The organism is Colwellia sp. BRX10-3 (assembly GCF_014077505.1).
Taxonomy (GTDB): Bacteria; Pseudomonadota; Gammaproteobacteria; order Enterobacterales; family Alteromonadaceae; genus Cognaticolwellia.
The window spans coordinates 422,965-444,516 of sequence record NZ_JACGWA010000001.1; the positions used below are offsets into that span (position 1 = coordinate 422,965).

Annotated in this window: 16 protein-coding genes; 4 read left to right on the forward strand and 12 right to left on the reverse strand. The window is 39.2% G+C overall.

The window, feature by feature from the left end:
* Positions 1 to 137: 137 nt before the first annotated feature.
* From H4J38_RS01860 to iadA, 6 genes are all read right to left on the reverse strand, one after another.
* Entirely contained in the window at positions 138 to 1,688 is a 1,551-nt protein-coding gene (locus H4J38_RS01860) for a cryptochrome/photolyase family protein (protein ID WP_182128916.1), read from the reverse strand.
* A 94-nt stretch (positions 1,689 to 1,782) separates the two neighbouring features.
* On the reverse strand, positions 1,783 to 1,953 hold the full coding sequence (locus H4J38_RS01865) for a DUF2256 domain-containing protein (RefSeq protein ID WP_182128918.1): 171 nt from the start codon (positions 1,951 to 1,953) through the stop codon (positions 1,783 to 1,785).
* Between the two features lie 547 nt (positions 1,954 to 2,500).
* Positions 2,501 to 4,219 (reverse strand): Mur ligase family protein, encoded by a 1,719-nt coding sequence (locus tag H4J38_RS01870; RefSeq protein WP_220465392.1) that lies wholly within the window; start codon positions 4,217 to 4,219, stop codon positions 2,501 to 2,503.
* Positions 4,220 to 4,358: 139 nt separating this feature from the next.
* Positions 4,359 to 7,178 carry a cyanophycin synthetase gene (gene cphA / locus H4J38_RS01875; RefSeq protein ID WP_182128920.1) on the reverse strand — a complete coding sequence of 940 codons (2,820 nt, stop codon included), beginning with the start codon at positions 7,176 to 7,178 and terminating at the stop codon, positions 4,359 to 4,361.
* 217 nt (positions 7,179 to 7,395) lie between these two features.
* Complete coding sequence (locus H4J38_RS01880) at positions 7,396 to 8,220, reverse strand: cyanophycinase (RefSeq protein ID WP_182128922.1); 825 nt, start codon at positions 8,218 to 8,220, stop codon at positions 7,396 to 7,398.
* A gap of 8 nt (positions 8,221 to 8,228) precedes the next feature.
* A complete protein-coding gene (gene iadA, locus H4J38_RS01885) occupies positions 8,229 to 9,416 on the reverse strand; it encodes a beta-aspartyl-peptidase (RefSeq protein WP_182128924.1) in 1,188 nt (395 codons plus the stop codon).
* Positions 9,417 to 9,970: 554 nt separating this feature from the next.
* Here iadA and putA point away from each other — a divergent pair.
* Positions 9,971 to 13,807, forward strand: coding sequence for a bifunctional proline dehydrogenase/L-glutamate gamma-semialdehyde dehydrogenase PutA (gene putA / locus H4J38_RS01890; protein ID WP_182128926.1), 3,837 nt, complete (start codon positions 9,971 to 9,973; stop codon positions 13,805 to 13,807).
* A gap of 195 nt (positions 13,808 to 14,002) precedes the next feature.
* Here putA and H4J38_RS01895 read toward each other — a convergent pair whose 3' ends face one another.
* Positions 14,003 to 14,224, reverse strand: a complete 222-nt coding sequence (locus tag H4J38_RS01895; RefSeq protein ID WP_182128927.1) for a DUF3820 family protein — start codon at positions 14,222 to 14,224, stop codon at positions 14,003 to 14,005.
* 156 nt (positions 14,225 to 14,380) lie between these two features.
* Between H4J38_RS01895 and H4J38_RS01900 the strand changes: the two genes are divergently transcribed.
* Together H4J38_RS01900 and msrA are read left to right on the forward strand one after the other, a co-directional pair.
* Entirely contained in the window at positions 14,381 to 15,496 is a 1,116-nt protein-coding gene (locus H4J38_RS01900; RefSeq protein ID WP_182128928.1) for a DUF3083 family protein, read from the forward strand.
* Between the two features lie 387 nt (positions 15,497 to 15,883).
* Entirely contained in the window at positions 15,884 to 16,444 is a 561-nt protein-coding gene (gene msrA / locus H4J38_RS01905) for a peptide-methionine (S)-S-oxide reductase MsrA (protein WP_182128929.1), read from the forward strand.
* Positions 16,445 to 16,579: 135 nt separating this feature from the next.
* Here the strand turns inward: msrA and H4J38_RS01910 are convergent, their stop codons facing one another.
* Positions 16,580 to 17,425 (reverse strand): tetratricopeptide repeat protein, encoded by an 846-nt coding sequence (locus H4J38_RS01910; RefSeq protein ID WP_182128930.1) that lies wholly within the window; start codon positions 17,423 to 17,425, stop codon positions 16,580 to 16,582.
* A 140-nt stretch (positions 17,426 to 17,565) separates the two neighbouring features.
* Here H4J38_RS01910 and H4J38_RS01915 point away from each other — a divergent pair, with 140 nt between their 5' ends.
* Entirely contained in the window at positions 17,566 to 18,174 is a 609-nt protein-coding gene (locus tag H4J38_RS01915) for a DUF1801 domain-containing protein (RefSeq protein WP_182128931.1), read from the forward strand.
* 65 nt (positions 18,175 to 18,239) lie between these two features.
* On the opposite strand, the gene H4J38_RS01920 is transcribed toward H4J38_RS01915, so the two are convergent.
* The 4 genes from H4J38_RS01920 to folB form a co-directional block, all read right to left on the reverse strand.
* Positions 18,240 to 19,394: an acyl-CoA dehydrogenase family protein gene (locus H4J38_RS01920; RefSeq protein WP_182128932.1), complete on the reverse strand. Its 1,155-nt coding sequence runs from the start codon at positions 19,392 to 19,394 to the stop codon at positions 18,240 to 18,242.
* Between the two features lie 249 nt (positions 19,395 to 19,643).
* Positions 19,644 to 20,444, reverse strand: a complete 801-nt coding sequence (locus H4J38_RS01925; RefSeq protein WP_182128934.1) for an undecaprenyl-diphosphate phosphatase — start codon at positions 20,442 to 20,444, stop codon at positions 19,644 to 19,646.
* Positions 20,445 to 20,449: 5 nt separating this feature from the next.
* Complete coding sequence (gene folK / locus H4J38_RS01930) at positions 20,450 to 20,956, reverse strand: 2-amino-4-hydroxy-6-hydroxymethyldihydropteridine diphosphokinase (RefSeq protein WP_182128936.1); 507 nt, start codon at positions 20,954 to 20,956, stop codon at positions 20,450 to 20,452.
* Positions 20,956 to 21,327 carry a dihydroneopterin aldolase gene (gene folB, locus H4J38_RS01935; RefSeq protein ID WP_182128938.1) on the reverse strand — a complete coding sequence of 124 codons (372 nt, stop codon included), beginning with the start codon at positions 21,325 to 21,327 and terminating at the stop codon, positions 20,956 to 20,958. The genes folK and folB overlap by 1 nt, the downstream gene beginning before the upstream one ends.
* Positions 21,328 to 21,552: the final 225 nt, after the last annotated feature.

The following is a 21,552-nucleotide window of genomic DNA, read 5'->3' on the forward strand; positions in this document are numbered from 1 at the left end:
TGCTAACTTTACGCTGAATAAAACCTAAATCAGAACGACTTCATTTATAATTTTCACTAACTTATCTAAGCTTATTTAACTTAAAGAACGACAACGGCAGAAAATAGTTTAATTACCGTGCAAGCTTTCTAGGCAATCTACAAACTATCTAAATCACTTAATAATTCGGCCGCTTTTTCTCTGATCTCAATTTTTTGCGCCGGCGCCATTTTATCCCAGTTACGAATAGGAAAGCTCATTCTATGGTTCGACGTAAACTTGTCATAATTTTGGTCAATAAAATTCCAATACAAACTATTTAACGGACAAGCATTCGGGCCGAGTTTCTCTTTCACGTTATATTGGCAACCTTTGCAGTAATCACTCATTTTATTAACGTAGTTACCGCTAGCCGCATAGGGTTTTGTGGCAATCCAACCACCGTCTGCAAAAAGTGCCATGCTACGCGTATTAGGTAATTCGACCCACTCAATAGCGTCTATGTAGACGCCTAAATACCAGTCATCTACTTGGCTTGGTGATATGCCAGCAAGCAAAGCAAAGTTTCCGGTGATCATGAGTCGTTGAATATGGTGTGCATAGGCATGTTCTAAAGATTGCGATATTGCACTTTTTAAACAAAGCATCTTGGTATTACCATGCCAAAAAAAGTCAGGTAAGTTACGGTTAGCCTCTAAAAAATTTTGCTCAGCATAGTTAGGCATATTTGCCCAATACATGCCCCTAACATATTCTCGCCAACCTAAAATTTGCCTGATAAATCCTTCAATTTGAGCCAGTGTTATGCTTCCAGCTGAGTTTTGATAAGCAGCAAGTGCTGTTTGAATAACCTCCATTGGATTGAGCATTTTACAGTTCAATGAAAAACTTAGACGCGAGTGGTATAAGCTCCAAGCATAGGGCGACGCGACTGTCATCGCGTCTTGAAAATCACCAAAATTAGGCAGCTGATGTTGGCAAAAAAAGTGCAGTAATGACAAGGATTGTTCACGATTAATCGGATAAGCAACGTTGGGAGACTCTTTTCCGATGGTTTTAATATTGTGATTTTTTATCCGCTGTAGATAGTGCTCAGCTGAATTATCAAACACTAGCGGTTTAGGAATAAGTTTGAGATCAGCTTTTTTAAATGATTGACGGTTATTAGCATCAAAGTTCCATGCATCACCCTCTGGTTTTGAGCCCTTCATCAAAATTGAAAAACGCTTGCGCATATAACGATAAAAGTTCTCCATTCTTACATGTGTAGCAGGTTGAAAATGGCTTGATAACTCATCAAATGGCAGCAAAAAGTGCTCACTGTCGGCTTCAATAACCGGTAAAGTTAGTAGATTTTTTATAGCCTTTAATTGTGTACGTAATCGGTATTCATCGGGTCGCTGAAAAGTAAAGCTTTCGCAGCCATAGCGTGCAACTAACGCTTCAATCAGTGCGGTAAGGTCTTGATACATTTCAGTATCATCTAAAGTTAAGTAACAAACCTGATGGCCTTTACTTTCGAGCTGTTGGGCAAACTCAGCCATGGCGGTAAAAAAAGCGGTTATTTTTTGTACATGGTGCTTAGTGTAGTTGGCTTCTTGATAAAGCTCAGCGATGACATAAACAACATCTGCATCAACATGTTCATACCAACTGTGCATAGGATTAAGCTGATCGCCTAATATAAGCCTGAGATGTTTTGCCTTCATACATTTACCTTATTCATTATTTTAATATTTTAATTTAGCGCTGAGCTCAGTGATGATTTTATTTATAAGTGCAGGTCTGAGTTTAGTTCTTATTTTAGTTATTAATTGCGTTATGGGTTGAGTTAAGTTTCGGGCGCTTGTTGCTCCGACATCGCTCTGAGCAATAAAGCACACTACTCCAACATGCCTGCCATTTTTTCCGCCATACAAAATCTTTTTCGCAGGTAAGACAGCTTTTATGGGGTAACAATAATTTTTTATGCATGACTTACCTAACTCACTTTTCTAACGACTTATATTTTTTCGTTTTACTCGCCTTTTAGTACTTCGAACATGCTTTGATAAAATGCGTTGACTCTCTTTTTTGGTACCTAATCGTTGTCGAAAGCCCCAGAGTAAGTCGCGGGCAATTTTTCCTGTTTCATTGATATCAACCATAGGCAAAGGATAGGTTTGGCGCAACTGTTCTTATTGGGATATCAAACAAAGATTCAAACACCTAGTTAAAGATTGCAATGACCGAGATTAACATCGAATTGGAGCGCATATAATGCTTTACGGCCAATAAAAGGGTCATAGTAAATTTTTATGAGGTAATCACTGTCACTAAAATAGGGCTATTACTTATGTTCTAAATGGATTTGCGGCTAGGTTTAGTCGTTGGCTAGATGTTTAGTATAGGGGATCCAAAATGGTATTAATTAAATTTTCAATACCATTTTGAATAAAATGGAGAGCTATAATATTGTATAAAACTAGCAATATTTTTTATTATAGCCAGTGGCTAATGTTTGTAATTTAACAAAAATTAGTTAAGACTTTTCAAGTAACAGTTTAGTGATCTCTTCTCGCTCAGATAACACCATCAATAACGCTAAATCATCGGCTTGCAGCTGTTCTACAATATGCTTTGCGCCCGCAAACGGGCTACTAAAAGTAGAAATATCGCATTCGTTCATACCATGTTCGAGCGCGGTATCAACAATTAACTTAGGTACTTCACCTAACTCCCTGCCACGTAAATACGGCTCCACCTCAGCAGCAATAATAAAATCAGGCTTCATTTTTAACGCAGTTTTTGTCAAGTTGATGATTTCGGTGTCAGTTCTATCGCCCGCGTGACTTAACATTAAAAATTTGCGCTGTGCTTGTATGTTTGCCGTAGTGACAGCCATGGCCTGCATGCTATGAACATTGTGAGCAAAATCCATGATAACTTGCGCATTATTAATTTTAAATTGATTGCCTCTGCCAGGGTTGTCTTCACTATTACTGGCAAAAATTGCTAACGCTGCTGTAATTGCTTTGTTCTGAATACCTAAACTTTTCGCTAAACCAATTGCCCCAAGTGCATTTTGAATATTGTGTAATGCCGCGCCGTTAAGGGTCATCGGAATATCGTTAACTGCGATAATAGTCGACTCTTCATGCTGGTCTAAATACACCAAATGTTGATCACGCACAAAACAAACAGCGCCACCCTTTTGTTTATGTTGCTGTAATGTTTTATTGTTTTCATGCAAAGAAAACCAACACTTATTCACCGGTAATTCAGGCGCCAAGGCCACTAAATATTCATCATCGGCATTAAGCACTAACGTACCTTTGCTTTGTCCGTTATTCAGTAAGCCTTTAGCAACAACTGCTTTCGCTTGGGCCAGGGCAGAAACGGTGTTAATACCGTATTGCCCTAAATGATCTTCTGCAATATTGGTGATTAAAGCAGCGTCGACATTATCTATCGGTAATCCCCGACGTAAAATACCGCCGCGAGCAACTTCTAAAATAGCGGTTTGGGTATCAGGGTGGCGTAATAACATTCTTGCACCGCCTGGTCCTGAATAATCGCCGTGATCTATAATGTTATCACCCACCCGAATAAAGTCGGTTGAGGTTACACCACAACATTTTCCTGCTTGCTCAATAATTTGCGACATTATACGCACACTGGTCGATTTACCATTAGTGCCAGTTACATAGGCAAGCGGTATCGATTTGTATTTTGACCAATTTATGCTTGATGGTTCAGGGAGTTCAGTTATTGGCCAACACTGCGCTGTGGTGCCATAACCTAATGAAAACTCATCATCGTCAACCAAATAAACAATGTTGTTAGCTTTTGACTGTTTAATTAACTCAAGCAGTTTTGGATTAACTTCTTCCGCTATAGTCACTTTTAAGCGTGCTATTGCTACTGATATTTCTTCTACATTCGGGGTGTTAGTTAATTCTTCGCAAGTTAGCTGCCATGCTAATTCATTTAAATCACAGGCAGCATAAAGCGCATCCATAGGTGCACTAATGGCAATAGTGATTCCGTCTTCGAAGATACGCGAGTAGATTTTTTCGTTTGACCAATCAACCGCTTTAAGTAACCTGTTGGCATAAATAGACCAAATATTTACCACAACAAGTTTATCAATACCGGAGACAAAAGCATCAATGATAGCGCCAGGTTGATCTGATAATAAATTTTTACCGGTCAGTCGACGATTATCATCTAAGCTTAGTGTTATATTTTCTCTGTTCATATATACCCAAACGACTTCAAGATGTGAGTTTCAGAACGCCTGAGCGAATCAAAACCCTTTGTGCACCTTTTGATTAAGAGATGCACAAAGAACATGGTTTGCTCAGGTGTTCTAAAGGTTTAAACTTTTTTAGCTGAAATTAATCACTGTCTTCATCGTGTTCAGATACCACACGCACACCTCGTTCATCAGTAACAATTCGCATGCCTGTTTCTAAGACGAAGGTATCTGGCTCTGTAGTTTCTAACATAGAAACAACGGTTTGACGTGCTGGTTTAGCTTCTTCGTGTTCAGATTCATTAACCCCATTGAAGTTAATAATTTGCTTCCAACAACGGGTTATAGCATCACCAAACACCATTAATAAGTCATCAGTACTGGCTAATTCAAGGCCTTTATTAATGGCCTCTACTTCATCTGAAATACAATATATTTGCGACTCTTTAATGCCTTCAGCTCTTAATGATGCCGCTAACATTTGTGGCACTTCATCTGAATCACGGCCACGTCGATCATCATCAGCCTTACAAATGTAGATATCGAAATGCCCGGCAGCAGCTTTAGCAATATTAACGATATCTTCATCACGACGATCTCCTGGACCTGCTAACACAGTAATACGTTTACCATTAACTTCTAATTTGCTGGCTAACTCGCTCATACAACGCACACCATCAGCATTATGGGCGTAATCAAGTATCACTCTAAAGTTATGTTCATCAAACACGTTCATTCTGCCTGGTGCTTGATAAAAGGTTGTGGTGAAAGTTCTTAAACCTTGTTGAATAGCATCTAACGGCTTACCTAAACAATAAGCTAAGCCTGCTGCAAACATAGCATTTTGCACATTGTGTAGTGCTTTACCTTCCAAGGTTGCCGGAATTAAATGCGTCCAGAGTAGCGGAATATGAGTACCGTTATCAAAAATGGTGATCATGTCACCGTTGATACCTTTCTCTAATACTACTGCTCGACCGCCAGCACGAATATGCTCGCGTACTAAGCTATGACCGGTGTTCATGGTGACATAGCATAAATGTTTAGCTTTAGTGTGATCAGCCATTTTTAAACATAGTGGATCATCAGCGTTGAGCACAACACTATCTTTGGCAACTTCAACAACAATACGTTTAATTTCAGCTAGTTGTTCAAGGGTATCTATGCCTCTTAGTCCAAGGTGATCTTCTTGCACATTAATACAAGCGGCTACATCACTTTCTAAATAGCCAAGGCCTGAACGTGCAATACCACCTCGGGCGGTTTCTAATACGGCAATATCAACAGAGGGATCACGTAACACAATTTGAGATGAAACTGGCCCCGTCATATCACCTTTAACAGATAACTGACCATCAACATAAACCCCATCGGTAGAGGTCATACCGACAACATGTCCGGCATTTTTTAATATATGAGATAGCATTCTAGAGGTGGTAGTTTTACCATTTGTGCCTGTAATACCTGCAATAGGAATACGCGTTGGTAAGGCAGGCGGAAACAGCATATCAATCACTTTTCCGGCAACATCTCTTGGCTTACCCTCACTTGGGGCGACATGCATTCTAAAGCCTGGTGCCGCATTAACTTCAACAATACCGCCACCAATATCTTTGTAAGATTGAGTGATATCAGCAGTTAAAAAATCAACCCCGCCAACATCTAAACCAACAGCTTGTACAGCTCGTTCGGCCATCGTTTTATTGTCAGGATGAACCACATCGGTCATATCAATTGCCGTGCCGCCGGTAGATAAATTTGCAGTCGCACGAAGGTAGAATATTTCACCTTTTGGTAATACCGTTTCTTCCGTAAAATCTGACTCTTCTAATAAGCGCATAGCTTGGGTATCTAGCTCTAATTGCGTTAGTACCTTTTCATGGCCAACACCTCGGCGTGGGTCTTCATTGATAATATCAACCAATTGACTAATCGTATTAACGCCGTCGCCAATAACATGGCCAGGTACACGTTTAGCTACCGCGACTAATTCACCATTAACCACTAACATGCGGTGATCTAATCCAGTCAAAAACGACTCAACTAACACCGCACGGCTTGTGCCATGCTCACGCGCAAAGGCAAAAGCGGTGATCACTTGATCTTCAGTCGTTAGATCAATAGATACTCCGCGACCATGATTAGCATTTAATGGTTTTAATACCACAGGATAACCAATACTTTTTGCCATTCTCACGGCTTGTACATCAGAATAAGCCATACGTTGCTTAGGAACAGGCAAACCCAGATCATTTAATAAATTATGGGTGTCTTCTTTATCGCAGGAAATTTCCACTGCTATGTGTTTAGTTTCACTAGTAATAGTGGCTTGAATGCGCTGCTGATATTTACCATGACCAAATTGAACCAAGCTATATTCATTTAATCGTAACCAAGGAATATCACGTTTTTCTGCAGCGTCAACAAGTGATTGTGTACTAGGACCAAATTGTTTGCGTTGCGCAAAGCGAATAAAGTCGGCCATCTCTTGTTGAAAATCAAAATCATCTTCAATAGTGGTTTGCAACTCGGTTTTAATGTTTTCAGGCATTAATGAAATTAATAACTTTCGAGCTAATATCGCGGCTTCAAGACCTACATCTCGTTGCTTATACTGGAAAACCATATTGTATTCGCCTGGATTCCCTGTACTTCGAGTCTTACCAAAAGTAACTTCAGTACCTGCTACACATTGCAGCTCGAGCGTAACATGCTCCCAAATATGAGCAATCCAAGTGCCTTCGTCTTCTTTCAAACGCCTGATAAAGCCACCGGGCTCACCATAAGAACAACCGTGTTGATCTAAACTTGGCAGGTTAGTGATTAATCCATCAATAAAATCAGCACCCAATTTAACTGAAGGATATTTTTCCAAAATACCTATATCTACAATGTGGCGAATCACTGGAAAATGAGCGTAAACATTAGGGCCAACATAAACGTTGGAAGAGAGCATTTTCATAGTGATTTCCTTTTATTACTCTAACGAGAATTTTTTATTATTTGTTATTGGGACTACGCTATACGCGGTCTAGAAAAGATAACACGCTTTGAATAGGGAACATACTACTTGAGAGAATATTTTATTGAACAGAAGAAGGGAATATTGAAATATGCTTTAAGTTATTGTAATAAAATAATAAAACCCACCAAGAAATAGGTGGGTTCTACTAGAAAGTTTAGCTTGCTGGTGTAGCTATTCTTTCGTTGATACAGTAAGTTGCACCTGGTCCAAGCACATGTAATTTAAGGCCAATTAAGGTAATAGCTTCGCCTCTATTAGCATCTGCCATTGAACTATGCGATAAGTCTGAAGGATCAACTACCGTTATGCTGCCATGACCAACCACTTCTAAAACCCCTGTTGGGTCAATAAAAGCAGCAGTATTTTCACAAATACCCAGGCCTGAAGCAAAAGGGTTATAAGAAATTGCTGAAAGCAAACGGCCTAAGCGGTTTCTTTGGCTAAAATGCTGGTCAATAATGACTTTATTAATTAAGCCCATGCCCGGTGCAAAAGTAACCCCTTCTTCATTAGGTAACGCACCTGTTCGGCCGCCAGCGATCATATGTTCTGGCATAATGGCTGCACCTGCAGACGTACCTGCAACATGCACACCATCCGCATTACGTTTACGAATACTTTGTGCTACTGGTGTGCCGCCTAAAATTGTAGACAAGCGTAATTGATTACCACCGGTAATAAAAATACCCGTGGCTTTATCCAACTCAGCGAGGTATTCATCACTATTAGCTTCTTCACGATCATTAATCGGCAAAGAAATTGCTTTTTGCACGCCTAATTCATGAAAAACATCTTCGTAATTGGATCCTGTTTCTTCAAGTTGTGAAGCGGTCGGAATAATAACAATATATGCATTTTCTCCACCACAAAGCTCAACAAAACGTTGTAGAATTATAGGATCCTTTACGCGCTCTTCTGCCCCCCCGATAGGAATTACAAATCCCCGTTGTTGACCATCAATTGTTTTAGCTGGACACATATCTACCTCTATTCAAATGTACCTTTGATAATTGTCTGATTATTTTGCTTGTGCCATACACCTTGCGCCATCACATCAGTAATTTCATATTTTTCATTCATCACTAATAAATCAGCATCAAAACCAACGGCAATTTGCCCTTTGTTTTTAAAGCGCAAAATATTAGCAACATTGCTCGTTAACATAGGAAGAACTTGCTCCAGTGGTAAACCTTTACGTAAAGTTTCCACTAAAGTTTCTCCTAAGGTACTCGCTCGACCAAAATCCATATGCACTAATTCACCTTGAGGGTCAAAACAAGGCAAGCAACCTCCACCATCCGAGCTAAGGGTTATTTGTTCTAAAGGCAATTGTCTTTCAACCGCCATTTCAATCGCGTCAGAGGCTTCCCAACCTGGCTGAGCTGTGCCAGCAGGAAATGCCGTAAGGTCAATATGACAACCTTGAGATAATAATTTGCAGCTATCTTCAAACAAAGCTTTATTGCGATTAACATGGGTTGGATTAAACACCCGCGCTGGCAGTTCAGTGTCTCGAATCGCTTGTTCAATTAAGGCTAAACGTTTTTCACCGTCGCCTAAATGAAAATGAATAATACCCGCTTTACCTGTCATTAAGCCCGCGACATGCGTTTCACTGGCAAGGCGGATCACTTCTTCAAAGGTTGGTTGGCTAGAACGATGATCGCTTATTGCAAACTCACCAATACCAATAACTGGCTCAAGAAAAACGATATCTGACTTAGCACTGCCCGTTATTGTGGTTAAAGGATAATGATATCCACCTGTCCAACAATAAGCAGACATACCTTCCTCACGTAGGCCATAAACTCGACTTAACAAATTTTCAGTACTACGGGTAGTATCATCAGTGCCGAGCAAACCAACAACGGTAGTTACACCAGCATGGGTAAATTCAGTGAGGCCAACAGGTGGCACTTGCGTAGCAAAACCTGCCTCACCACCACCACCGGTAATGTGAGCATGACTATCAATAAAGCCTGGTGTTAACGTCGCACCGTCAAAATTAATAACATTAACGTGCCACTGTTTAGGAATATCTAGCTGCCCTGTTCCATGTTCATAAATTGCTGCAATTTTATTACCTGCAATCAAAACATCTTTAATGCCGAGGGGCGTAGGTGCGTAAATATTTACATTACACAATAATTGGAGCATTGGTTGGCTATTTTTCATGATATTTTAAGTGACGTTCTATTTAGCTTAACTTATTAATTATTTTAAATAATAAAACATAATAGTTAGTAAACTAAACCGACAATGAGAACAGTGAGAAAGATTGAAAAAGATTATAACACAGTTGATATTTTACCACCAAGTATCACTATACAATCATCTTGATTATTTAAAGCAGCATCCGCATTTAATTTACTCTAGATTAATGCCCATTGAACTTATATCAATTGCAGTAACAATCTAGCCCACTTATGTCTCTAAAAAAGAATTAAGAGTCAAGTATAAAGCATTAAACAACATTGATGGAATTATTAAGATAAATCTTAGTAAAAACAGTGGCTTTGCAGTTGAATACTGACCACATATTGATTGCACTGATTTAACTTGAAATACATTATATGGCGATAAGGTATTTTAACGATATTTAAAATGGCTTAAAACTAAAATTTAACTAGCACATACGGTTAAGTTTTCATTAGAATGCAGCAATAATTTCTATTGTAACTATCGCTAACGAGTACAAGCTACTCGTTAGTCATTTTGAGGAAAAGCACATGCTTTTTAATGGTTCGTTTATCTCAGATTGCCCTACTCGTCAAAAAATTCGTGAATTTTACCGAATTGATGAGAATACAGCGGTAGATCATATTTTACCCCTAGCTGAAGTTAATGTTAGTGCCAGAAGTAGGGCTTGGGAAAGAGCGCGTAAAATGGTGTTAAAAATACGCCATGACCAGTCAGGTAACGGCGCAATAGATGCATTATTAAATGAATACTCATTATCAAGTGAAGAAGGTGTGGTGTTGATGTGTTTAGCCGAAGCTTTGCTTCGTGTACCAGACAAACATACTCAAGATACCCTTATTCGTGACAAAATTTCTCAAGGCCAATGGAGTACACATCTTGGCAGCAGCGAATCACTGTTCGTTAACGCTTCTTCATGGGGCTTATTAATTACCGGTGCTATGGTCAATTATGCTGATAAACGCAAGCAAGACAGCTTTGGTTTATTGAAAAAAACCATTGGCCGTTTAGGCGAACCCGTTATTCGTAAATCCATGAACTATGCCATGAAAGTCATGGGAAAACAGTTTGTGATGGGCGAAACGATCGTTGCGGCAACAGAACGTGCAGCTGAAAAAGAGCAAAAAGGTTATGTCTACTCTTACGATATGCTCGGCGAAGGCGCGCGCTCAATGGACGACGCTAACCGTTATTTAAAAGCGTATCAAGATGCGATAGAAACCATTGGTAAAGTGGCACGTGCTTCAGGAAAAAACAACCCGCGCAGAGTACCTGGTATTTCAGTTAAACTGTCCGCTATTCATCCCCGTTATGAATTTACCCACAAAGCACGTGTGATGGCTGAAATTGTGCCAAAACTTAAAGCCCTATGCTTGCAAGCAAAAAACTACAATATTGGTTTAACGGTTGATGCTGAAGAGTCTGAGCGCTTAGATGTATCGCTAGATGTCATTGAAGCGGTATTTAGTGATGACGACTTAGCTGGTTGGGATGGTTTTGGTATTGCATTACAAGCGTATCAAAAACGCGCAATTTTCGTGGTTGAGTGGTTACGTGAATTAACCTTACGTGTTGACCGAAAAATGATGGTGCGCTTAGTAAAAGGTGCTTATTGGGATACAGAAATCAAAAATGCTCAAAAAGATGGCCTTAAGCATTTCCCTGTTTTCACCCGTAAGTCTTCTACTGATGTTTCTTACCACGCCTGTGCGAATAAATTATTAGAATATAGAGATTCTATTTATCCACAGTTTGCCACCCACAATGCTTACACTGCAGCAACCATTGTTGAATTAGCCGGTGATGATAAAGAAGGTTTCGAATTCCAATGCTTACATGGCATGGGTGATTCGTTGTACGACCAAATTGTGTCACTTGAAAGCATTCAATGTCGCATTTACGCGCCAGTGGGTCATCATGAAGACTTATTAGCCTATTTGGTCCGACGTTTATTAGAAAATGGCGCTAACTCTTCTTTTGTAAACGCTATCGTTGATGAGTCGCAGCCGGTCGAGTCTTTACTTGAAGATCCCGTTGAAAAAACCCAACGTTTAAAAGATAAATATAATCACCAAATCATCACCCCCATTGCACTCTATCATGACGCAAAAGGTCTTGGCCGTGATAATTCTAAAGGCTTAGACTTAACCGACATTAATGTCATTACGCCATTAAAAGCATCTTTAGATAACTGGTTTGAAGCAAACGAGCTCAAGAGTAGCGACATTCCCACAGGTGCTGTTGCCGTGATGAATCCAGCAAATCACAATGAAATCATTGGCTTTCATCATCATCACAATAAAGACGACATGCTCGCGATGATAGATACCGCGCAAACAGCTTTTACCTCTTGGTCACAAACGCCGGTATCTGAGCGTGCCGACTTATTGTGCCGTGTGGCCGATATTCTGGAACGTCATACTGATGAGCTTATCGCTTTATGTATTAAAGAAGCCGGTAAAATTGCCCAAGATGGCATTGATGAAGTACGTGAAGCGGTTGATTTTTGTCGTTATTACGCACAACAAGCGGTTGAAGTTGCCGCTGATGAACGCTTAGAAGCGCGTGGTGTTGTACTTTGTATCAGCCCGTGGAATTTTCCATTAGCGATATTTTTAGGCCAAGTTGCCGCCGCTATTGCCACCGGTAATACGGTATTGGCTAAACCTGCTGAACAAACTAGTTTAATTGCCCTGCGTACCATTGAATTAATGAAATATGTTGGGCTACCGGAAGGCGTTGTCCAAGCGGTTATTGCTCGCGGTAGCGAAGTAGGCAAGGTCATTATTCCTGATGCGCGTATTCAAACCGTGATGTTTACGGGATCTACTGAAACCGGCACTATTATTTCACAAACCTTGGCTGATAGAGGTGGCGACCAAGTGCCACTTATCGCCGAAACGGGCGGCCAAAACTGCATGATAGTTGACTCTACTGCCTTGCCTGAGCAAGTAGTAGATGATGTTATTTCTTCTGGCTTTCAATCGGCAGGTCAACGCTGTTCAGCGCTTCGTGTATTGTTTTTACAAGAAGATATTGCTGATGATGTCATTACCATGCTCAAAGGCGCCTTAGCTGAATTACATGTCGGCAACCCAGAATATTTAAGCACAGATATAGGTCCGGTGATTGACCAAAAAGCACTAGATGCACTTAACGCGCACAGTGATTACATGAAAGGCAATGGTAAATTGTTGTACCAATGCGCTATTGGCAATGAAATAACCGATAACGTGGCTGCAAACGAGCACTTCTTTTTTGCACCACGACTTTATGAAATTGACGATATTAGCGTACTTAAGAAGGAAGTATTTGGTCCTTGTGTGCATGTGGTGCGCTTTAAAGGCAGCGAAATAGAAGCGGTTGTAGATAAAATTAATGGTACTGGCTTTGGTTTAACCATGGGTATTCATACCCGAATAGAGCACCGTGCTTTTGAGTTAGCCAAACTATCTCGTGCAGGTAATGTTTACATCAACCGCAACATGATTGGCGCTATTGTTGGCGTACAACCTTTTGGTGGTCGTGGCCTTTCAGGTACAGGACCAAAAGCCGGTGGACCCAATTACTTAACCCGTTTAGTGATAGAAAAAGCCACACCTGATGCCGAGCAATTTAACTTACTACCTTCACAAGTAGAAGCGTTAGACGGTGATGAAAAATCTGATGCAGAATCAGTTTTATTTATGGACAAGGCGAATGAAGCAGAAAAATCATGGCGTTTAATTGAGCTAAATACCCGTATTTCTTGTGTGCGTCAATTATTAGCAAAAATTGCCCATGTTGATATTGTTGAAGATTTAGCAGACGATTTAAACCGCACTTTAAAATCTGCGCGTTCGCAATTAATTGATATTGAAAAGCGCTTGAAAAAGCCAAAATTCTTACCCGGACCAACAGGTGAGTCGAATGTGCTTTATTTGGAAAATCGCGGCAATATTATCTGTTTTGCTGATAAGAATGTTAGCTTTCACTTCTGGGTACTTTCGATTGTAACGGCATTAGCAACAGGTAATACCGTTATTAGTGTGGTGTCAGACTTGTACTATGATGAAGCGATAGCTTTTAGAGATAAATTCTTGTCGACCGGTGCCGATGAAGGTGTTTTCCAAGTCGCCCGTTTATGTCACTTATCTACTATGTTGTCGCACCCTGCTCTAGCCGGTGTGGTAGTTGATAGTCATTGTGATCGTAAACATTATATTAGTGAAAAATTAGCTGAACGCCAAGGCGCAATATTGCCAGTGATCAGTTCTGAATATTTTGATAACTTGATCCAGCGTTTATTAACTGAAAAAACCGTCAGCATTGATACTACCGCTTCAGGTGGTAACACGTCATTAATGACATTAGTTGAAGAAGATTAATAGCTTATTACCTATAATATCAAACTGATTATTATAAAACATTAATTAAAGAGGGCATCATTCGATGCCCTTTTTTTGTATTAAACTCATATATTTCAGCTAAAAGCTTACCAATATATTCTTAGCTTTAGATAAACAGAATTCTAACCAAGTATAACCACAATTAAGTTGGGTTATGGGGCAACAGGAATGTTACTAGCTCCTTAATAAAGGTCTTAACATATCTTCCAAGCCATTAAGTTTAACTTCATAGATTAATGCCAGTTGCTGGCCTAACTTTCCTTCTGGGAAACCCTTGGCATGAAACCAAACTAAATATGGTTCAGGCAGCTGAAGCAACTTTCTGCCGCTGTACTTACCGAAGGGCATTACCTGATTTATCGCAGCAATTAGCTCTGCATTGTTATCTAACGACATAAGTTACTCATGCTCAATTGAGCCTCCATCTATTATTGATTATTTCAAATACGCTAATTCGTTGACATAAAAATGTCATACCTACGACTTATAATCCATCTCACATTTATACTTAATGGTATCAAGTTGATGCCTAACATTTTTCAGGGAATTGATATGTCTATAGTTAGGAAACGCAATGCGTCGCCAAAAGCTTATATACCAGCTAATGCGCGCGACAATCAGTACATTTTGGCTGAATTCACGTTAACAGATCAACTGCTTTCGCAATTACCTCCCCATGTTAGTAGTAGCGGTAATATCAATTATTATGCTTGTTACCAAGCCCTGGCCGACTTATTGTTTACTTTAAGTTACGACAATGCCATCACCAACAGTATATTGGTGGCCAACGACAAGTTAGTGCGTGTGCGTTATAGCCAAGAAATGCATCAGTGGCAAACAAAACAACAAATTATTTTCTATTACGATCCAGAACAACATGTGCTACAAAATTCGTTTTTCGATGACAATATCAGAGCAAAAAAAATTACCTTAGTATTTTTAGCAGCAGGTACTGATATCAGAGTCAGTGCGGCAAACTTTCATCAAAAGGTAAAAACGCTATTAGAAAATTTTTCACAACAAATAAAACTACCATTAAACGCTATACGTATGCGTGATCACCAGCATTTAACCTATGATATTTTTGCTAAAAATAAAGATTGTAACGCTAGCCAAGCACATAAATTTAGGCCGATCCCCTTAAGGTATGCGAGTCAAGATGTAACATTAGCAGAAAATGTATCGTCAGTTACTTACGCGATAGTCGACTTAACGCTCGATCATAGAATTGCTGATTTGGTCGATATAGATGCAGTATCACCTGATCCCTACAACCCACTTTATACTTATTTAACTGACACTTTCTCATCAGTCGCAAAGCGCTTTAACTTAAATAATGGTGTACTTATCGCCAATGGTCTAGTCCCAATTGTTAGACATAGTTTGCATGATTTAGTCTCCAAAGTTGGAGAATTGCAAATACTAGGCTACAACCCAACACAAAGCCCCTGTGGCGTTGTCAGTAGATGGAAAGCGGATGAATTAGTTGATAATGTGCAGTTAATATTTGTTGCAAACTGCCAAAATGGCGAAGAACAAAACTATGCAAAATTTGTCAATCAAATAGAGCAAGCCATGCGTTTATTTGCAACTGAATTAGAAATTCCAACAGAAAAAAACGAATTAATATTGCGATTTCATCAACATGTTGCCTATAACTTATCGTAAACAACTGAAATTATAGCGCCTAGAGCAAAGGTTAATCATTAGCTCTAGGCGACTTTTAACTTACTAAAGACATCCCTTTAAAGTAAATTAACTTTGATAATTTCACTGACTTCCCAAACGTTACTCCATGCAAATACCTTATAATTAAGCCGCATTAAGTGAGTTAATATTTGTTATCGCATCACTACCTAATGCTTAGACACAATATAAATGTAGAGTGTTAACAACGGTTAGGCACTTACATTTAAATCACCAAAACATATAGACATCTAAACGTCTGAGTGATATCTTTTAAAAACTCAAATAAATAGACGTCTAAACGTCTTCTAATTAGATTGAAAATTAACCTTTAATGACACTCGGTTAATTTGTACGAGGAAATAATATATGAGCATCGAAACAATAACTTTAGGCGCCGGCTGTTTTTGGTGTGTTGAGAATATTTTTGCCCGAATTAGAGGTGTGGTTTCGGTGACCAGTGGTTACGCAGATGGCGATATTATAAATCCAAGCTATGAGCAAGTTTGTAGCGGCACTGCTAGTCACGCAGAAGTAGTGCAAATAAAGTTTAACCCGTCGCAATTAAGTATAGAGCAACTACTAACGGTATTTTTTGCTATTCACGACCCAACAACAATTAATCGCCAAGGGGATGATATTGGTAGCCAATATCGCTCAACAATTTTATTTCACACTAAAAAACAGCAAGAAATAGCGAAACATAAAATTGCCCAGTTGAATGCTCAGCAATGCTTTGAGCAACCGATAGTCACCTCAGTTAAAGCAGAAAATAACTTTTATAGCGCAGAAAGCTATCATCAAAGTTATGTCACCAACAACCCAGAAAATAAGTACTGTCAGCTTGTTGTGGCGAAGAAAATTCAAAAGTTTTTAAATGATTTTTCATATTTATTAAAAGAAGAAGACTTAATGGCTGTAGCAATTTAATATCAAAAGAATAAAATATTGTGTTCTTAATATTGTTAAAATTAGCTGCAAAAAAAACGCATAACAATTTTTTGCCATGCGTTACTTCACTTTAATTTAGTAACCTTAAAATCAGTACAAGATAATCCATATGCTTTAATACATTAAGGTATAAAGCTTACGTCTATATTTGCTCACCAATACATCACCTTCTGGTAACGACTTCATCACATCAAGCAACATGTCTTTACTGGCGATATCTGCGCCATCTTTTTGCACCAGTAAAAACAGAATTGTTAATGCTTCGTCATTGCGATTAACCTGATTATATTGTGCAGCTAACTTTTGTTTTAGCTCAACATTATCCGGGTCACTTTCTAGCTGTTGCTCAAGTGCTTGAATTTCAGGAGAATCTGCGGCCTGACTCGCTAGCTCTAATTTTGCCATTAATGATTGGTAATGACTGTCTTGATCGATCATTTTAATGCTTTTAAGCAATACTTCTGCTTCGGTAATTTTGCCGGTTTGAATATATACATTCGCCAACACTAGTTTAATATCAGCGCGATCATTATCAAGCTGAAAAGCTTGAGTGATAACAGGAAATGCTTCAGCTACTTTATTTTCTGCTAACAACTCATTCGCTTGCGCTAATAAAACATCTTGCGCTTTTGGTAAATATTTCGCTAAAAACTCACTCGTGCTTTCATCTGTTTGTGGACCAGTCAAGCCGTCAAGCGGTTGCCCATCTTGAACCAAAATAGCTGTTGGTAAGCCTTGAATACCAAACTGTTGAGCAATTTGCCCTTGGGTTTCACAGTCTACCGTGGCATACAAAATAGTATCGCCAACATCAACTAATGCAATTGCTAACTTATCCCGTAGTTCAACACTTTCTGGTATTTGCTGAGCCCAAAAATCAACCAATACAAGTTTAGTTTTTGATGCTTCGAGAATAACTTGCTGAAAATTTTCTAAGGTAATCGCAATAGAGTTTGCCATCAATGCAGTTCCAATAATAAATAGATATGCTATTTTAATTGGGGTCAAACACCTAATATACAAGCAAGAACACTAAATATTTCTGCTGTTAAATGCTTCAGCATGATTTAATCGCAAATAATTAATGCAAAGGAAAGAATATGTCAAAAAACTCAGCAGTTGATGATTACATTGCGAGCAAAGCGACTTTTTCTCAAGAAATTTTAATACACCTTCGCCAGATCATTCATGATGCTTCACCAGATATAATAGAGACTATTAAATGGCGACAGCCTTGCTTTGAACATAATGGCTTAATTTGTGCATTTGCGGCCTTTAAAAAACATGTCAATTTTTCTTTTTTTAAAGGTCAGTTTTTAAACGACAGTGCAGGTATTTTCGTACCAAGCGACAATAACGAATTAACGGCGCTTAAGTTTAGCTCGATTAGCGACATACCAGAAAGTGAAGTGCTAAAAGGGTACATTCAGCAAGCTATCGCTCTAAATAGTAATGATGAGTTCAAAAAGAATGTAGCACCTCGCAAAGATAAAAGTGACCTTGTCATTCCCGACGATTTCGCGCATGCGCTAACAATCACACCAGCCGCAAAACGCGTCTTCAGTGAGTTTAGTTATTCAAAGCAAAAAGACTATATCGAGTGGATCACATCTGCAAAACGAGAAGCCACTAGAGCGACAAGATTGGCTACTGCTGTTGAATGGATTAGTGAAGGGAAAGGACGTAATTGGAAATACGAAAACTGTTAATCAACTGAAACTTCACAGAGCCATAACTTTATAAGTTAAAGCACGAGCTCTGTGGAGGTAATAACCTATATGTTTTGCAATAATTCTCGAGCAATAATCACTTTTTGAATTTCACTGGTGCCTTCATAAATTGATGTTACACGCACATCGCGCGCCATGCGCTCAAGCGGATATTCTTTTATATAGCCCGCGCCGCCCATTAACTGTAATGCGTCGTAACAAGCTTTATTGGCATTTTCAGTAGCAAATAGCTTGGCCATTGAAGCCGCCATTCCAAATGGCTGACCTTGATCTTTAGTGTAGGCTGCTTGCATCAAAAGTAATCGTGCAGCTTCCATCTCAGTATATCGCTCGGCTAACTTCCACTGTAAACCTTGAAAGTTTGATAGTGACTGACCAAATTGCTTACGATCAACAATGTAAGCTTTAGCATAATCAAGTGCGGCCAGGCCAACACCTAATGCTAATGAGCCAATACCGATTCGACCACCTGCCAGTTCACCTACCGCTACGCCAAAACCTTTATTTTCTGCTCCCATCATGGCTGTCGCTGGCACGCGACAGTTGTTAAAGTGAACTTCATTAGTCGGTGATGCTTTTTGGCCCATTTTTTCTTCAGGTTTGCCAATGGTTATGCCCGCAGTATCTGCTTCAACAATAAAGCACGAAATACCCTTACCTTTTTTGGCATCAGGGTCAGTAACCGCCCAAACCACAAATACATCAGCAAACGAGCCACTAGTAATATAGAGTTTACTGCCATTGATAATATAGTCATCACCGTCTTTAACCGCTTGCGTTTTCATGCCTGCGGGATCTGAACCTGCTGTGGCCTCAGTTAAACAAAAACCACCGGCACGATATTCACCACTACAAATTTTTGGCAAGTATTTATTTTTTTGTTCATCGTTACCTACCGCTTGTATAACCTCAGCGACCATATTAGTCACCGATGTGGTAACCGCTGTTGATGCACAAGCACGCGCTAATTCAGTTATTGCTAGGCTAAAAGCGACAGTGCCGGCTTCAACACCGCCATATTCAGCTTTAATATTTAAGCCCATAAAACCTAACTCATTCAGCTGAGCTAAGTTTTTTAAAAACAAACTTTGATCCATTGTTTCATCAAGCTTTGCCGCTACAGGTGCTAATTCACTATCGGCAAATTTTCGTGCCATATCTTGAATCATTATTTGTTCTTCAGTTAAAGACAAATCCATCAAACTTCTCACTTTTTATTAGCTTAATATTTATCACTATCGGTTAACGCTAAGCATATTGACGACTTTAATAAAGTCCTGACATATATTATACCCATTGGACTCACTTATTGATCACTTAACGAGAATGAATTCGTTTGAAATGCTATCGCCCTATTAGATAAAGTAATACCAAATGCGCTTACATTTGGTTATGAATATAACAAAAACGCGCCAAAACGCGTTTATAAATTTTGACTATTGTAGCAATTATCCAAGCACAAACCAAAGCAGACCAGCACCAAGAATGAGTCGATAAATTACAAAGGGCATCATGCCTATTTTATTTACTAAAATAAGAAAATAATGAATACAAGCATAAGCACTAACAAACGCCAGAGCACTGCCCAAGCCCATTGCTGACCAATCTACTGCTTCAGCTTCTAGAATTAACTTCAAGGTTAAATAACTGCCTGCCATGGCAATAGCAGGAATAGATAATAAAAAAGAAAAACGGGCAGCATTTTCTCTGCTTAAACCTAACATCAAACCGATAGTCATGGTGATACCTGAGCGCGATGTCCCCGGAATTAACGCGATGGCCTGAGCGAGGCCAATGAGCATAGCGCCTTTAAAACCTAAGTTTTCAATACTCTTGTTTTGTTTAGCTTTAATGTCTGCAAAGCCAAGCAAAAAGCCGAATAATAGCGTTGTTGCGGCAATAACAAGTGCACTACGCAAGTGCTCTTCAATAAAGTCTTTGCCCAATAAACCAAATAAGCCAGCAGGGATAGTGGCAAAAATAATCCACCAAGCTAATTTGCCATCGAAATTATTTCGCTCACCTTTTAAAGTGCCAAACCAAGCCACAGCCATACTGCCCACTTCTTTACGAAAATACAGCACTACCGCCATTAACGTCCCAACATGCACGGCAACATCAAATGCTATGCCTTGATCTTTCCAGCCTAAAATAGCCGAGGGTAAAATTAAGTGCGCCGAACTCGAAATTGGCAAGAATTCGGTTAAACCTTGAATTATCGCTAAAATAAAAACGTCAATTGTGCTCATATTAATTATTTCACCCTATTTATTCTTGCCCAAACTAAAGGCACTTTTTTTATCTGTTGTTGGTTTTTATCGTATTGTTGCCATAATTTTAAATAACTTTGGCCAATAATCGGATGAGTTAAATGCCCCGCAACCTCAGCTAACGGCCACAATACAAAAGCATTTTTGGTAATTTCATCACGAGGTATTTGCGCGGGTACTTCAGCAATAACATCATCATAAAGTAATAAATCTAAATCTAATGTTCGCGGACTAAACTTCTTTGCGTTTTGGCTTCGGCCGTTGGCGAACTCTATTTTGCGCAATGTTGCAGCAACTTCAGCCAAGCTGAGCTCTGTATTTAGCCCAACCACCATATTATAAAAGGCTTTACCTGCAAAACCTACAGCCTCACTTTCAAATAAGGAAGACAGTTTTAATGCGCCAAAGGTATCAGTTAACGCATTAAGCCCTTGTTCAATATAATGTTGACGATGAATGTTGCTACCAAGTGAAATATAAATTTCAGCCATTACAATATTTGATCTGATTGCTGTTGACTACGCTCGATTTCAACACCCACTGTCGTTGCATTATGCACCGCGGTTGGTTTCATTAATTTTAAGCGCAACCAAGGAATTTGATATTTATCGATAAGAAATGCAGCAATACGTTCAGCAAGAGTTTCAATTAAATCAACAGGATTTGCGTTGGCAAACTCGACTACAGCTTCAGAGATTGCTGCATAATCAAGCGTTTTAGCTAACTCATCATTTTCTGCTGCTTGTGCTGTATTCCAACCCATGGCTAAATCAACGACAAGTGTTTGCTTTATTTCTTTTTCCCACTGATAAAAACCAATGGTTGTTTGAAAGGTTAATCCTTCAATATAGACTTTATCCACACTAAAACCCTTACCTGGTTTGTTACTTTAGCCATTGCGTTAATTGAGATAGAACAAACAATCGCCACAACTTGCTTTACAAAATAAATGGCGAGTTTACCTGTGCAGGTCTAGAAAAACTAGTAAACATCACGCTACAATGGCAAAAAGCTAAAAACAAAAAGATTATTTTTATAGTTTTTGCTGGAGGAATTGGGTATCACTAGTTTATTTGTAACATTTTTA